Consider the following 15,038-nt stretch of genomic DNA (forward strand, 5'->3'; position numbering starts at 1 on the left):
ATGCGCTTCCGGCACCCCGACGGCTCGACCGTCCACCTCTCGTACTGCACCAACGTCCACCCCGCCGAGACCCTCGCCGGGGTCCGGGACCAGCTCCGTGACCACTGCGAGCCCGTACGCAGACGCCTCGGCCGGGACAGGCTGGGCATCGGACTGTGGCTCGCCAGGGACGCCGCCCGCGCCCTGACCACCGACCCGTCGGCGCTGCGCGGCCTGCGCGCCGAACTGGACCGGCGCGGCCTCGAAGTAGTGACGCTCAACGGCTTCCCGTACGAGGGATTCGGCGCGGACGAGGTCAAGTACCGGGTGTACCGACCGGACTGGACCGACCCCGAACGCCTCGCCCACACCACGGACCTGGCCCGGCTGCTCGCCGCACTGCTCCCCGACGACGTGCGCCAGGGGTCGGTGTCCACCCTGCCGCTCGCCTGGCGGACCGCCTACGACGCGACCGCGGCCCGGCAGGCACACACCGCGCTGACCACGCTCGCCGGGCGCCTCGACGCCTTGGAGGAACTGACCGGCAAGTCGGTCCTGATCGCCCTGGAGCCCGAACCCGGCTGCGCCGTGGAGACCACGTCCGACGCGATTGGCCCGCTCGCCGCGGTGGCCTCGGAATCGGGCTCGCACCGTATCGGCATCTGCGTCGACACCTGCCATCTCGCCACCTCCTTCGAAGACCCGAGAACCGCGCTCGACGCCCTCGCGCAGGCGCGGATCCCCATCCCCAAGGCCCAGCTCTCCGCAGCCCTGCACGCCGAACACCCGCATCTCCCCGAGGTGCGCGCCGCCCTCGCGGCCTTCGCCGAACCGCGCTTCCTGCACCAGACCCGGGCCCTCAGCACGGCCCACGGCAGGAGCGGGGCGGGAGACAGCTGGTCCGCCGCGCGGCTGCACGGCACCGACGACCTGGGTGAGGCGCTGGCCGGAGGGGCGCTGCCGGACACCACCCCGTGGCGCGCCCACTTCCACGTGCCGCTGCACGCCCCACCGGCGCCCCCACTCACCTCCACCCTCCCCGTTCTCCAGGACGCCCTGACCCGGCTCGTCGGCGGACCGGTGCCCCGTACCCACCACCTGGAGGTGGAGACGTACACCTGGCAGGCGCTGCCGCCCGAGCTGCGCCCCCGCAACCGCGCCCAGCTCGCGGACGGCATCGCGGCCGAACTCACCCTCGCCCGAGACCTCCTGACGGACCTCGGACTCAAGGAGCTGCCGTGACCGGACCGAACCCCCTGCTCGTGCTGGACGTCGTGGGCCTCACCCCCCGGCTGCTCGACCACATGCCGCGCCTGAAGTCCCTCGCCGCTGCCGGTTCGCAGGCGCCGCTGTCCACCGTCCTGCCGGCCGTCACCTGCGCCGCCCAGTCCACCTTCCTCACCGGCACCACCCCCGCCGAACACGGCATCGTCGCCAACGGCTGGTACTTCCGCGAACTCGGCGAAGTCCTCCTGTGGCGCCAGCACAACGGGCTCGTCGAAGGGGACCGGATCTGGGACGCGGCGCGCCGCGCCCACCCCGGCTACACCGTCGCCAACATCTGCTGGTGGTACGCGATGGGCGCCGACACCGACTTCACCGTCACCCCCCGCCCCGTCTACTACGCGGACGGCCGCAAGGAACCCGACTGCTACACCCGGCCCCCGTCCCTCCACGACGAACTGACCGAGAAACTCGGCACGTTCCCCCTGTTCCACTTCTGGGGACCGGGCGCGGACATCGTCTCGTCCCGCTGGATCGTCGACGCGACCCGCCACCTCCTCGCCACCCGCCACCCCGACCTCGCCCTCAGCTACCTCCCCCACCTCGACTACGACCTCCAGCGCTACGGACCCGACGACCCCCGCGCGCACCGGGCGGCGGCGGACCTCGACCGGGTCCTCGCCCCGCTCGTCGACGACGCGCGCGCCGAGGGCCGGACCGTCGTCGCGCTCTCCGAGTACGGCATCACCCGCGTCAGCCGCCCCGTCGACATCAACCGGGCGCTGCGCCGCGCCGGACTCGTCGAGGTCCACACCCAGGACGGCATGGAGTACCTCGACCCGATGACGTCCCGGGCCTTCGCCGTCGCCGACCACCAGGTCGCGCACGTCTACGTACGCCGCCCGGAGGACCTCGAAGCCACCCGCGAAGTCCTCCAGGACCTCGAAGGAATCGGCCAGCTCCTCGACGACGAGGGCAAGAAGAGCCACGGCCTGGACCATCCGCGTTCCGGGGAACTGGTGGCCGTGGCCGAGCCCGACGCCTGGTTCACGTACTACTACTGGCTCGACGACGCGCGCGCCCCCGACTTCGCACAGCTCGTGGAGATCCACCGCAAGCCGGGTTACGACCCGGTCGAGCTGTTCATGGACCCGCTCGACCCCTACGTCAGGCTCAAGGCGGCCAAGGCACTGGCGCGCAAGAAGCTCGGCATGCGCTACCGCATGGCCGTCGTACCGCTCGATCCCTCACCGGTCCGCGGCAGTCACGGCCGCCTCCCCGCGAGCGACGACGAGGGTCCGCTCATCCTCTGCTCCACCCCCGACGCGGTCCGCGGCCGGGTCGCGGCGACCGAGGTGAAGTCGCTTCTCCTGCGGCTCGCCGGACTGCACTGACCACCGGACCGCCCGTCCAACCATCCGCACAGGCCAACACCCCGACAGGCATGAGGAGTTCCGCACATGAGCCGTCATTCCGCAGCCACCGACCCCGACCTCGTCCACAGGCTCAGCCGGCGCAACATGCTCGGTGTCACCGCGGGCGCCGGCGCTGCCGCTCTCCTCGGAGTCTCCGCGACCCCGGCCGCAGCCGGTGCCAAGGGGCACGAGCAGGGGCAGCACCATGGCGACCACCCCGGACACGGCGACACGCACGGCAGAACCGGACCGGTCCTGACCCCCGGGCGCCTCGGCATCCAGCTCTACTCGCTGCGCGACAAGATCGCGGAGATCGGCTTCGCCAAGGTCTTCGACGAGCTGGAGCGCTTCGGCTACGACGAGATCGAGTACGCCGGGTACACCCAGGGCACCGGGGCGATCACCCCGTCCCAGTTGCACCGGATCGCCCGCGACCACGGTCTGAACGGCATCGGCAGCCACGTCAACTACTACGACGACAACAACCCCGGCGCCTACAGCTTCGCGCAGAACCTCGACAAGGTCCTCGACGACGCCCAGACGCTCGGCCTCAAGCACATCGGGACCGCGTCGGGCCCGTTCCGCTACGGATCCACCGTCGACGCCTGGAAGCGGGCCGCGGCGGACTTCAACACCTACGGCGCCGCGGCGAGGAAGCGCGGCATGAAGTTCTACCAGCACAACCACGGCGACGAGTTCTCGTTCGCCACCGATCAGCCCGACGTCCGCCTCTACGACGTGCTCCTCGCCGAGACCGACCCGCATCTGGTCTACCTGGAGATGGACATCTACTGGGCGTTCACCGGCCAGTTCCGGTTCAGCAGGACCGCCGAGGGGAAGCCCGCCCCCTTCGAGCCGCTCGACTACGTACTGAAGCAGCCCGACCGCTACCCGCTCTTCCACGTCAAGGACGGTGTCCACGACGAAGCCGCCCGCGACGGCTACGACATGACCGATGTCGGGGACGGGGACATCGACTACAAGACCTTCATCTCGGCGGTGAACCGCACGCACGGCGGTCGCCGCAGCCACCACTGGCAGGTGGAGCACGATCAGCCGGTGGACTCCTTCGCCTTCGCCCGCAAGTCGGCGGCGCATCTGCACGGGCTCCGCGAGGAGGCTCACCGGGGCCGGAACTGAGGGTCCCCGTGGCGGAGGGCCGCGTTCAGCGTCCGGACGAGCTCGGTGGCCGAGTCGGCGGCGCGGGTCGTCCACACCTGACTGCCGAGCAGGATCGCGGACCTCTCGGCGTGACGAGCAGATCGGCGAGCTTCTCGACGGCCGCGGGATCACCGGCCGAGCGGGACGACGCCCGATAGCGGCCCCCCTCGGGCACCCGGGCCTGCTCGGCGGACACCTTCGCGTCGAGCACATCGGGGTCAGGCATGGCGAAGATCCATTCCCTTCGTAGGGGTGGTGGAGCTCTGCCCGATAGATTGCATACAGTCGACGAATACTGAATGGCTCTCCGTCCAGTGGGCGGCGCCCAGAGGGCGTGCTCCCCTTTCCTTCGCGTTTCCTTCGCGCCGGGGGAGGGGGGGGCATACGCCGCCTTCGCCGGTGGTGACCTGCTCCCGCCGCGATGACGGGCGGCGCAGCGGGGAGTGGGCGGGGAGGGGGGGTGGGGCGTGCCGGGGAACTTCCCGCAGTGCCGGCTCGCGCACTGGCCGGCGTGCGCTGCCGGGCCGGTCGCTGACCACGGCAAATGCAGGTGAAGGGCACCTCAAACCCCTGGTATTGTTGTTCTTGTCGCCGCGGGGAACAAAGTCGCGGTCGACAGACACCTTGTCCGGGTGGCGGAATGGCAGACGCGCTAGCTTGAGGTGCTAGTGCCCTTTATCGGGCGTGGGGGTTCAAGTCCCCCCTCGGACACCAGAACCAGAGGTAGTTCTCGCAACTGCCCAGGTTGGCTTCATGGAACTCCCAGCACGGATTCGTCCGGGCTGGGAGTTCTTTTTTGCGTTCGAGGTCTTGTTCGGTGCTGGTGCGCTGAAGGCCTTGGGGATGGCGAGGGTGCCCGCGTTGACCGGTGATGAACCGCTCCAGGCGCTTGCGAAGGTAGGCGAAGGGCGCTCAGCCGCGGTAGCGGGCGCGGCCCACGGCGGCGGTGAGGGTCAGGGGCACGGTCAGGGCGGCGGCGGTCAGGAAGAGCCCGTGGTAGGCGTGGTGTTCGGCGGGGGCGGCGGCGAGGGTGCTGGCCAAGGCGCTGCCGACGTAGAGGGCGAGGCCGAACATGGCGACGCCGGTGGCGCGGGCCGTCGGGGACAGCCCGGTGGCCCAGGACTGGATCGTGGAGTGCATGAATGACCAGCCGCCGCCGAGCAGCAATGCGGTCACCACCAGCGCCGGCACCGACCGGCTCGTCGCGGCGAGACCGAATGCCAGGGCCATCTGGACCCCGCCGGTCACGATGAGCCACGTCGGCGTCCACCGTCCGACCAGCCGCTTGACCATCTGCGCCGCTGACATGGAGCCCACGCCGTAGAGCGCGGACACCGCGCCCGCCAGCGTGGCCGAGGCCCCCTGGGCCTCCAGCGCGGGGGCCAGATAGGTCAAGAAGCCCAGCAGGACCGCCCCTTCGAGCATCGCGATGGCCATGACGAACCACTGCCAGCGTGAGCGCAGCACCACCCGGATCGGGGCGAGCATCGAACCGGCCGGCTCGCGTACGGGTTCCGGCAGCCGACGCAGGGCCATGGCCAGGTACGCGGCGAACAGGCCGGGGAGTGCGAACACCAGCCGCCAGCTGACGTAGTGCGCCAGGGCCCCGGCGACGACCGTGGCCACTGCCGTCCCCAGCGCGAACGCGGTCATGAGCTCGCTGAGCGGGCGCTGCCGGACCGCGGCGGGCACGGTGTCGCCGACGTAGGTGATGGACGCGGCGATGGACGCGGCGAAGAAGGCGCCGGCGGCAGCGCGCGCCACGATCAGCGTCGGGGCGTTCGGGGCGATCACCGAGCACAGCGCGGCGACGGCGGCCCCGGCCAGCGAGAACCGCATGACCGCCACCCGGCCCATCCGATCGCTGGCCAGGCCCCAGACCGGCTGCATCAGGCCGTAGAAGAGGAAGTACCCGCTGGCCGCGAGCATCACGGTCGGCAGCGAGACGCCGAGTTGGGAACCGATCAGCAGCAGCATGGGCGTGATGCAGAAGCGGTCGAAGTTGCTGGCGAACCCGGCGGCACGCAGCAGCCGGAGCGAGGCGGCGGGCAACGCGGAGGCCGGGCGGGCGGTGAAGTCCGTGGCAGTCGTGTCGGTGCCGTCGGTCGCGGTGCCGTCGGTCGCGGTGCCGGAGATGTGGGCGGAGTCCGAGGTGTCGGCGGAGTCAGAGATGTCCACGAGGTGCTCCTTTGCTGATCTGCCGACGCTCTCTGGTCGGCAGATCCAGCTCACCATCGCGGTCGCTCCCGGCCGGCCCGCATCCGATTACCCTTGCTCATACCCTGGCGCGCGGGTGCCGCGGTCCCAAGGGGGCGCGGGCTCCCGCGCTCGGCCGGGAGCTCTACTGGATCCGCCGGAGGGCACGACGGGTGGGCGCGTACGGGGAGGAGTGTCCGATATGCACGGCGTCGGACCGGAAGAGCACGGACAGGCGGGTACGTCCACGGGGCGTGCGCAGGCGAGTGGCCCACGCAGGGAGCTCGGCGCCTTTCTGCGCTCCAGGCGTGAGCGGCTGACCCCCGGTGAGGTGGGGCTGCCCGGTTCACCACGGCGCCGCACCCCGGGGCTACGACGCAGTGAGGTCGCCGAGCTGGCCGGGATCAGCAGCTCCTGGTACGCGTGGCTGGAGCAGGGCCGGGTCCGTACGTCGGAGCAGGTGCTGCGGTCAGTGGCACGCGCCCTGCGGCTGGACGCGGCTGAGACCGCGCATGTCAGGTCGTTCGTGGAACAGACCGCGCCGGGCGGGTCAGCGCCGGGCTGGGTGTCGCGGAACCTGCTGTCACTGGTGGAGGCTCTGGCCCCGCACCCGGCCGTGGTGCTCGACCCGCACTGGGACCTGCTGGCCTGGAACACCGGCTATGCGGCGCTGCTCACCGACCCGGCGCGGCTGACTCCCAAGCAGCGCAACCTGCTGTGGTTGGTCTTCCGCTGGCAGCCTGCGCGCACGCTGCTCACCGAGTGGGAGCCGGAGGCCAGGAGTCTGCTCGGCCAGTTCCGTGCGAAGGCGGCCCGCCACCCCGAGGACGGCCGGTATGCCGAGATCACCGAAGAGCTGCTGACCGACCCCGACGCGGCTCGGTGGTACGACCGCCGGGAGACCTCGGCCTTTCATCCCGCTGTGCGGCATTTCCGCCACCCTGTGGTGGGTGATCTGAGGCTGCGCTACGTCAAACTCGCCGCCGTGGACGAGCCTGGCCATCACTTCCTGGCCTACCTGCCCGACGACCGGGCGACAGAGGCGGCGGTGGGTACGCTCGCCGGGGAGAAGTGAGCCGACCGGCAGCAGGCGACAGCCCGGTACCGCGGACCGCAGGTGACGGTCCCGGGCCCGGGGGAGGAGAGGCCCGCCCCACGGTCGGCTCCCCTCTCCCGGGCTGTCCGTCAGCTCGTCAGTACGGCCTTCATCACTGAGCCGTCGGCGACCGCGTCCAGCGCGGCGGCGTGCTGTTCCAGCGAGAAGGGGGTCACCAGGCTCGCGAGGTCGAACCGCGCGCTGAGCGCCGGGAGCAGGCGGACGTACTCGACGAGGTGGGCGCCCGTGAAGGCCCACGACCCGATGACGTCCAGCTGCCGGTAGACGATCTGGTGCGGGTTGACGAGGGTGTCACCGGCGTCGGTGTACTGGCCGATGACCAGGTAGGTGCCTCCTCGTCGGACCAGGGTGAGGCCCTGTCCGACGGCGGCCGGCACCCCGGCGCACTCGATCACCAGGTCGGCCCCGGCCCCGCCGGTGGCAGCCGTCACCTCCCGCAGCACCTGGCCGGGATCGGTGGCGTCGGCGATGTTCAGATGCACATCGCCGATGCCGGCCGCGGCGGCCTGGGCCAGCCGGCCGGCCGGGCCGCCGACGACGATGACCCTGGCCGCGCCGGCCAACTGGGCGAAGGCCGCTGCCGCCAGGCCGACCGGGCCGCTGCCTTGCACCACCACGACCTCACCGATCCGCACCGGCCTGCGCTCGTACAGTGCGTGGGCCACGGTGGGCCCCGCGCAGGCGAGCGACATGGCGGCGAGCGGGTCGGTACCGTCGTCGACCTTGACCACGGTGGTGCCGGGCTGCAGCACGATGTGGTCGGCCCAGGAGCCGGACAGCTCCGGGCCGTCAGTGAGGGAGCGGTTGACGCCGTAGGTGCGCCGGTTCTCGCACAGGGTCGGTTCGCGGTGCAGCCGGCAAGCCCGGCAGACGCCGCAGGCGATGGAGGAGGCCCACATCACCGTGTCACCGGCGGCCAGCGGCGCGCCAGTGGCGTCCTGGTGGTGGCCGGGGCTCAACTCCTTCACCACACCCAGACCTTCGTGACCCAGGACCAGCGGGACGGGGATGTCGAGGTGCCCTTGCTGGAGGTGCAGGTCCGTGCCGCAGATCCCGCCGTAGCCGCAGGCGACGACCATGCCGCCGTCGGGGGCCTGCGGCAGGTCGAACTCGCGCAGCCGAAGCGGCTTTCCGAACTCCTCCAGGACGACGGCGCGTCCGGTGCCGGGCGCGAGGGCACGGCTGAGGTGGAAGGGGCCGAGAGGTTGGTGGCCATGACCGTGTCCCAGTCCTCGGTGGTCACGGAAAGGAACGGCCGGTCGCGGTTGCCCCCGGCGTTGTTGACGAGCACACGGGGTGCGCCGTGCTCGGCGGTGATCCGTGAACCGCGCCGGTCTCCGCCGCCCAGCGCAATACGCACCCCTCCGTCCGCCTCGTCCCGCTGGTGGGTGCCCCCGCGGTACGCACCCACCTGGCCCACCCCTCACATGGCGCGCACCCCCAGGCGGCGCGCTTCGCCGACCGGGCCTGGCGGGCGGCCGGCGAACTGCTGGCCAACGACGCGGCCGTGCGGCTGCCCCGGCACGCGGAGCCGACCGGTGAAACGCACCCGGGTGACGGCGACGAGGCCGTCACCGGCCAGGCCTGACCGCTTGCCGGCCGCCCCGCTCCCGGCCGGGTGCGACCACCGCTGATCACTGGTTGGTGTGTGGGCGAACGAAGGTGGGGCGGTGGCCGCAGGGCGCAGCGTAGAACCCGCCCACTGGCTGGGCGGGTTCGTGGGATGAGGGGCTCGCTCTCGGGAGCACACGGGTTGTCCGCGTGGATCCCTCGGACACCAGCAGCTGGGACCCCCGTTCGTCAGGGGTCCCAGCTGCTGTTCCGGGCCGGGCCGCGAGTGCGCGCCGCAGGTGGGGATTGTGCCCGGCACCGCTGCGGAGTTACCGTTCAGCACCTGATCCGGTAGTGGGATGTCGAGGGGCGGTGACCGTGCACGGAGTGTCCCGGCCGCCCGTCGTCCGCACCCTGAAGGTCCGCCGCCGCGCTGCCGGTACGTACTCCCGGCGCCACATCGATCTGCAGCGTGTCTCCGCCGCACTGTGTCCGGCGTACGAGACCGCCGCCTCGCGGCACGCAGCTTCGCCGCACAGCGCTTCCTAGCGCCCCACTGCCGGACCCCGGACCCCGGCCCGTGCTACCGCACGGGTGCGGAGCCGGTCCGGCGTTGCCCGTCCCGCCCCGCCATGCACCGCACCGGCCGCACTCGACGCAGTGCGGCCATGACCTCGGCGGGGTGGGTCCTCATCCGTACAGGACCTTCCGTACAGCACCTTCCGAGCAGGAAGCGGTACTGCCCATGTCCCGATCACCCGCACCCCTCCACCTCGCCGTGGCCCTCGACGGAGCGGGCTGGCACCCCGCCGCCTGGCGGGAACCCGACGCCCGCCCCGGCGAACTGTTCACGGCGCGCTACTGGACCGACCTGGTCACCGAGGCCGAGCGGGGGCTGCTCGACTTCGTGACCATCGAGGACGCGCTGAGCCTCCAGTCCTCCCGTAACACCGGACCCGACGGGCGTACCGACCAGGTCCGGGGCAGGTTGGACGCCGTCCTGATCGCGGCCCGGGTGGCGCCGCTGACCCGGCACATCGGACTGGTCCCGACCGCCGTGGTCACCCACACCGAGCCGTTCCACCTCTCGAAGGCGGTGGCCACCCTCGACCATGTGAGCACCGGCCGGGCCGGAGTCAGGGTGAAGGTGTCCGTTCGCAGCGACGAAACCGCGCACTTCGGACGCCGTACGCTGCCCCCGCTGCCCGAGGCGGGCTGGGAATCGCCGGGTGGCCAGGTGCTGATCAAGGAGCTGTTCGACGAGGCGGGCGACTACGTAGAGGTGCTGCGCCGGCTCTGGGACAGCTGGGAGGACGACGCGGAGATCCGCGATCTGCGCACCGGCCGTTTCATCGACCGCGACAAGCTCCACTACATCGACTTCGAGGGCGACCGGTTCCGGGTGAAGGGACCGTCGATCACCCCCCGGCCGCCACAGGGCCAGCCGGTCGTCGCCGCGCTCGCGCACCGGGCCGAGCCGTACCGACTCGTCGCGGCCTCGGCCGACATCGGATTCGTCACCCCGCACGACACGGCGGACGCCCGCACGATCACCGACAGGATCCGCGCCGCGCAGACCGCCGCGGGCCGAGCTGACGAGACGGTGCACGTCTTCGGTGACCTGGTCGTCTTCCTCGACGCGACTCCGGAGGCAGCCGCCGACCGCAAGGCTCACCTGGACGGGCGGGCCGGCGCCGAGTACACCAGCGATGCCCGCATCTTCACCGGCACGCCCGCCGGGCTGGCCGACCTGCTCCAGGACCTCCAGCAGGCCGGGCTCACCGGGTTCCGGCTGCGGCCCGGCACGCTGCCCCACGACCTGGCGCAGATCACCCGCCACCTGGTGCCGGAACTGCAACGTCGGGGCGCCTTCCGCACCACGTACGGGGCCAGGACCCTGCGCGGCCTCCTCGGCCTGCCGCGCCCTGCGAACCGTTACGCCACCGCCTGATGCCCGGCGCGCGGAGACGCCGGAGAGCGCGGGCCGTACGCGCCGTACGCGTCGAACACCGCGTATGCCCTGAACACCGCGTACGCCCTGAACACCGCGAAGAGACGAAGGACGCCCTCGGATGACCAAGCCCGTCAAACAGATTCATCTCGCCGCCCACTTCCCCGGCGTGAACAACAACACCGTGTGGAGCGACCCGGCCGCCGGAAGTCAGATCGACTTCAGCTCCTTCGCACATCTCGCCCGGACCGCGGAACGCGCCAAGTTCGACTTCCTCTTCCTGGCCGAAGGGCTGCGACTGCGCGAGCAGAACGGCCGGATATACGACCTCGACGTCGTCGGCAGGCCGGACACCTTCACCGTCCTGAGCGCCCTCGCCGCGGTCACCGGGAAACTCGGTCTGGCCGGCACGATCAACTCCACCTTCAACGAACCGTACGAAGTGGCCCGGCAGTTCGCCTCCCTGGACCATCTGTCGGACGGTCGCGCGGCATGGAACGTCGTCACTTCCTGGGACGAGTTCACCGGGCAGAACTTCCGCCGCGGCGGATACCTCGCCCAGGAGGACCGCTACGAGCGGGCCCGCCAGTTCCTCACCGCGACCTGGGAACTCTTCGACTCCTGGCGAGGCGACGAGATCGTCGCCGACAAGGACTCCGGAGTCTTCCTGAGCGATCCGGCGCCCGGCGGATTCGACCACCACGTCAGTGAGTTCGACATCAGGGGCCACTTCGACGTCCCCCGCAGCCCCCAGGGCAGGCCGGTCATCTTCCAGGCGGGCGACTCCGAACAGGGCAGGGAGTTCGCGGCGTCCTCGGCCGACGCCATCTTCACCCGGCACGGCACCCTGGAGGACGGCCGGGTCTTCTACGCCGACGTCAAACGGCGGCTGGCCGCCTACGGGCGCTCCCACGACGAGCTGAAGATCCTGCCCGGCGTCACTTTCGTACTCGGCGACACCGACGCCGAGGCACAGGAGAAGGCGGACGTGATCCGCCGCCGGCAGGTCAGCGGCCAGACCGCGATCAAGCTGCTCGAACAGCTGTGGAACCGGGACCTGAGTTCCTACGACCCCGACGGGCCGCTGCCCGCCGTCGAGCCGCTGGCGGGCGAGAACACCGTCGCCCGCGGCCGGGCCAGCGTACGGATGCACCGGGACCCGACGGCCACCGCAGCCCGCTGGCGCGCCCTGGCCGAGGCGAAGGACCTCTCGATCCGGGAGCTGATCATCGAGGTGACCGGTCGCCAGTCGTTCATCGGCACCCCGGCGCGGGTCGCTGCGTCCCTGAACGAGTTCGTCCAGGCGGACGCGAGCGACGGGTTCATCCTCACCCCGCATCTGACCCCCGGCGGACTCGACGAGTTCGCCGACACCGTCGTACCGCTGCTCCAGGAACGAGGGGTGTTCCGGAGCGAGTACGAGGGCGACACCCTGCGTGATCATCTCGGTCTCGGCGCCCGCGTGGTGACGCCCGCGCGGTGACACAGGAAAGCCCACACCTGCGCGGTGACGCAGGAGGGCTGACGCACACAGAGATGAGATGGTGCCGACCACTTCAGGCCGGCACCATCACTCTCACTTCCTCTGCATCACACCCTGTGACGGCGGCTTCTGGCCGAGACACCGGCACAGATCAGTCCGAGCAGGATCGTCAGACCGCCGATGACCGCGTTGTTCCAGATCACGCCTCTGTCCGGGCCGGAGCCCGCGACCCACGGGGCCGCGATCAACCACGCACCCATGGCGCACATGGCCCAGCTCAGGCCGTACATGCGCTGTGGTGCAGCGGCGAATCCGACGGCCAGCAGACCGATCGCGATGCCCATGATGATGTTGACCGGTGTGAGCGCCGGCTGCGTGGTGTTGAAGTGGAGCACCCACGGCGATACCGCGCAGTAGAGACCGACGAGAAACACCGGCCCGTCCGCGAACGCCACATCACGTCCACCGAGCACTCGAGCGTACCTGGCCTGCATTTCAGGAACGTCGGGATGACTTCCCAGATCTCCTCTTGCCTTCTGTGAGACGTCTGCTTTGTGTGACACGTCGGCCATACGACTCGCCTCCTTCTGCGATGCAAGTCCGACCGCACGGCACGGCACTGGTCAGAGCCGTACCACCACTATTTTGCGCCTGTTTCACCGTTTTGTGTAGTCGAGGAGGGGGCGACCGGACGGTCAGTTCATGACGGTCCGTCATGCGGTTCCATGAGCTCCTGGTACGCGGCGTTCACGTCCTCGGGCAGCACCGTGACGATGTCCTCGCGGGTCAGCGTTCCCGCAGCGTGGGCGGGGAGCAGCCGCAGGTCCCGCAGGGCGGTCGCCTTCAGGCACAGCTCACGGGCGAAGCGCCCGTTGCCCAGAGTGTCGGTCAGCTCGCGTTCCGCAGCGGTGCGGAACGCCTGCCCGAGTGCTTCCGCCGCTTCGTCCGACGGCGCGTCGCCCTGAGCCGCCAGAACCGACCGCGCGATGAGGAGCAACTGCTCCCAGTCGTACGAGGGGAAGTCGACCCGGGTGGTGAACCGCGAGGCCAGCCCGGGGTTGGTGGCGAGCAGCCCGGCCATCTCGTCCCGGTACCCCGCCAGCACCACGACCAGCCGGTCCCGGTCGTCCTCGGCCCGCTTGAGCAGCACCTGGAGCGCCTCGTCGCCGAACGCGTCGCCACCGGAGTACCCGCTGTTGGACAGGGCGTACGCCTCGTCCACGAACAGCACGCCGTCCATCGCGGAATCGATCACCCCGCTCGTCTTGATGGCGGTGGATCCGAGGTGCTGGCCGACGAGATCGACGCGCTGGGCCTCGATGACGTGCCCCTTCTCCAGCAGCCCGAGACCAGCGAAGACCTTGCCGACGATGCGGGCGACCGTGGTCTTCCCGGTGCCGGGAGGACCGGCGAAGACGAAGTGCCGGGGACGGGCGCTGCTGGGCAGGCCCTGCTCCTCGCGCACCGCCGCCATGCGCAGCTGGGCGATGAGCGTCTGCACCTGACGCTTCACCGGCTCCAGCCCGATCATCGCGTCGAGCGCCTCCTGGGCCTCGGCCAGCAGGGCGGCCGGATCCGGCGCGCACTGGTCGGACTGGCCGTGTTGACCGCTCTGCCCGTTCCGGCCACCACCGGGGGCGGCGGACGCAGGGGCACTCGGTGCGGGGGCGGTCCCGGGCGCCACCGGGGCCGCCGGGCCGTCCGACGGGACGGGAGACGTCCGGCGTACCTGAGCCCGTACGTCCACGTCGTGAATCCCCGGAGCGCAGCGGAAGGCGTACTGATACTGCTTCAACGCCGCTTCCGTGTCGCCGAGACTCTCCAGGCACCGCCCACGGAAGTACGCCACTTCGCCGTCGAAACGGCTCCCCACCTCCAGCTTCTGCGGCAGGGGCCCCAGTACGTTGAGCGCCTCGTGGTAGACGCCCTGGGCGAAGAGCGCCGCACCGATGCAGAACTGCGCCTCGTCACGGAGGAAGGGCTCCTGGATCCCCCGGGCGAACGTCAGCACCGACGGCCACTCCTCCTTGAGGAAGGCGTGCCGCGCGCAGACGAACCGGGTCTCGTCGCAGTCCAGTTGAGCGGTGCACAGCGCCGCCCACGCCTCGTCGAGCTGCCCGGCGTCGAGGAGCGCGGTCATGGCGGCCAGCCAGAGATCGCGCGCGTTCTCCAGCCGGAAGGTGACGTAGTGCCCGATCGGGAAGTTCGACCGGAGAGGCGTCGAGAACTTCGAGCGCAGCGCCCCGAACGACCCGGAGTTGACGACCATCGCGTCCAGGGCCTGCGCCTGGAGCGTCCCGGTGGAATGCAGCCCCAGCCAGGCGTCGGCGGCGGTCGGGTCGTGCTCGGTGGCCTCCGTGAAGGCCTGGGCGGCGGCCTGTTGCTGTCCCTGGCGCAGTAGTTCCACCGCTTGGGTCCAGGCACGCTCGGCTCTCCTGACCGAACGTCGTGAGGTTGCTCCCTGCACTGTGTCTCCCCCTTCACGGCACACCGGCCGAGCGACCGACCGGCTGGTCCGGCACATCGGGCCCGGAGCTGAAGAATATCCACCGGGAATTCGCCCGCTGCCGCCCCACTGCGCGACCCGGCTTCCGCACCGGGGTGCCGCGGCGCGGCGCATCATTCATGGAGACATGTCCGACGGTTGAGGTGACGACAGTCGGGACACTTCGGCATGCCCGATCATGCCCCGACCTGCGTCCGGCCGCTGGATCTACGCGGGCCCCAGGTCCAGCACGGCCCAGACCGTCTTTCCCGGCCCGTCCTCGCGCGGATACCAACCCCAGCAGTCCGTGAGCGCGGCCACCAGAAGCAGGCCGCGGCCTCCCTCCAGTTCGTCGGACGGTTCGGTGAGGGCGGGGAGGCATTCGCCCCGGGTGTCGGTGACCTCCACGCGTACGGTCGTGCCCTCGGCGGAAAGCCGGAGACGGAAGCCACGTCCGGGTACCAGGCCGTGGCTCA

At 71.0% G+C, this 15,038-nt stretch carries 14 protein-coding genes and 1 tRNA gene; 9 read left to right on the forward strand and 6 right to left on the reverse strand.

What is annotated here, in order from left to right:
- From eboE to NBY69_RS21430, 4 genes are all read left to right on the forward strand, one after another.
- Positions 1–1,221, forward strand: coding sequence for a metabolite traffic protein EboE (gene eboE / locus NBY69_RS21410; RefSeq protein ID WP_250302725.1), 1,221 nt, complete (start codon positions 1–3; stop codon positions 1,219–1,221).
- Positions 1,218–2,597 (forward strand): alkaline phosphatase family protein, encoded by a 1,380-nt coding sequence (locus NBY69_RS21415; RefSeq protein ID WP_250302726.1) that lies wholly within the window; start codon positions 1,218–1,220, stop codon positions 2,595–2,597. Before eboE ends, NBY69_RS21415 begins: the two co-directional genes overlap by 4 nt.
- Positions 2,598–2,663: 66 nt before the next feature.
- Complete coding sequence (locus NBY69_RS21420) at positions 2,664–3,758, forward strand: sugar phosphate isomerase/epimerase (RefSeq protein WP_250302728.1); 1,095 nt, start codon at positions 2,664–2,666, stop codon at positions 3,756–3,758.
- 647 nt (positions 3,759–4,405) lie between these two features.
- Positions 4,406–4,493 (forward strand) — tRNA-Leu (locus NBY69_RS21430).
- 198 nt (positions 4,494–4,691) lie between these two features.
- Here the strand turns inward: NBY69_RS21430 and NBY69_RS21435 are convergent.
- Positions 4,692–5,957 carry an MFS transporter gene (locus tag NBY69_RS21435; RefSeq protein WP_250302729.1) on the reverse strand — a complete coding sequence of 422 codons (1,266 nt, stop codon included), beginning with the start codon at positions 5,955–5,957 and terminating at the stop codon, positions 4,692–4,694.
- Positions 5,958–6,177: 220 nt separating this feature from the next.
- Between NBY69_RS21435 and NBY69_RS21440 the strand changes: the two genes are divergently transcribed.
- Positions 6,178–7,050, forward strand: coding sequence for a helix-turn-helix domain-containing protein (locus tag NBY69_RS21440; RefSeq protein ID WP_250302730.1), 873 nt, complete (start codon positions 6,178–6,180; stop codon positions 7,048–7,050).
- Positions 7,051–7,160: 110 nt separating this feature from the next.
- Here the strand turns inward: NBY69_RS21440 and NBY69_RS21445 are convergent, their stop codons facing one another.
- Together NBY69_RS21445 and NBY69_RS37665 are read right to left on the reverse strand one after the other, a co-directional pair.
- Positions 7,161–8,171: a zinc-binding dehydrogenase gene (locus NBY69_RS21445; RefSeq protein WP_250302731.1), complete on the reverse strand. Its 1,011-nt coding sequence runs from the start codon at positions 8,169–8,171 to the stop codon at positions 7,161–7,163.
- Complete coding sequence (locus NBY69_RS37665; protein WP_374211315.1) at positions 8,057–8,512, reverse strand: SDR family NAD(P)-dependent oxidoreductase; 456 nt, start codon at positions 8,510–8,512, stop codon at positions 8,057–8,059. Before NBY69_RS37665 ends, NBY69_RS21445 begins: the two co-directional genes overlap by 115 nt.
- Between NBY69_RS37665 and NBY69_RS21450 the strand changes: the two genes are divergently transcribed.
- From NBY69_RS21450 to NBY69_RS21460, 4 genes are all read left to right on the forward strand, one after another.
- Positions 8,477–8,680, forward strand: a complete 204-nt coding sequence (locus tag NBY69_RS21450) for a hypothetical protein (RefSeq protein WP_250302732.1) — start codon at positions 8,477–8,479, stop codon at positions 8,678–8,680. The two genes, NBY69_RS37665 and NBY69_RS21450, sit on opposite strands and share 36 nt — an antisense overlap.
- Before the next feature lie 350 nt (positions 8,681–9,030).
- Positions 9,031–9,192 (forward strand): putative leader peptide, encoded by a 162-nt coding sequence (locus NBY69_RS37670; RefSeq protein ID WP_374211318.1) that lies wholly within the window; start codon positions 9,031–9,033, stop codon positions 9,190–9,192.
- A gap of 196 nt (positions 9,193–9,388) precedes the next feature.
- A complete protein-coding gene (locus tag NBY69_RS21455) occupies positions 9,389–10,594 on the forward strand; it encodes an LLM class flavin-dependent oxidoreductase (RefSeq protein WP_250302733.1) in 1,206 nt (401 codons plus the stop codon).
- Between the two features lie 121 nt (positions 10,595–10,715).
- On the forward strand, positions 10,716–12,077 hold the full coding sequence (locus NBY69_RS21460) for an NtaA/DmoA family FMN-dependent monooxygenase (protein WP_250302734.1): 1,362 nt from the start codon (positions 10,716–10,718) through the stop codon (positions 12,075–12,077).
- Between the two features lie 107 nt (positions 12,078–12,184).
- Here the strand turns inward: NBY69_RS21460 and NBY69_RS21465 are convergent, their stop codons facing one another.
- From NBY69_RS21465 to NBY69_RS21475, 3 genes are all read right to left on the reverse strand, one after another.
- Positions 12,185–12,649: an SPW repeat protein gene (locus tag NBY69_RS21465; protein WP_250302735.1), complete on the reverse strand. Its 465-nt coding sequence runs from the start codon at positions 12,647–12,649 to the stop codon at positions 12,185–12,187.
- A 128-nt stretch (positions 12,650–12,777) separates the two neighbouring features.
- Positions 12,778–14,484: an AAA family ATPase gene (locus tag NBY69_RS21470; RefSeq protein WP_250302736.1), complete on the reverse strand. Its 1,707-nt coding sequence runs from the start codon at positions 14,482–14,484 to the stop codon at positions 12,778–12,780.
- A 306-nt stretch (positions 14,485–14,790) separates the two neighbouring features.
- Positions 14,791–15,038: ATP-binding protein (locus tag NBY69_RS21475; protein ID WP_250302738.1), on the reverse strand; the 248-nt coding region annotated here is incomplete at its 5' end.

Source organism: Streptomyces sp. A 4/2, from assembly GCF_940670765.1.
Classification (GTDB): domain Bacteria; phylum Actinomycetota; class Actinomycetes; order Streptomycetales; family Streptomycetaceae; genus Streptomyces.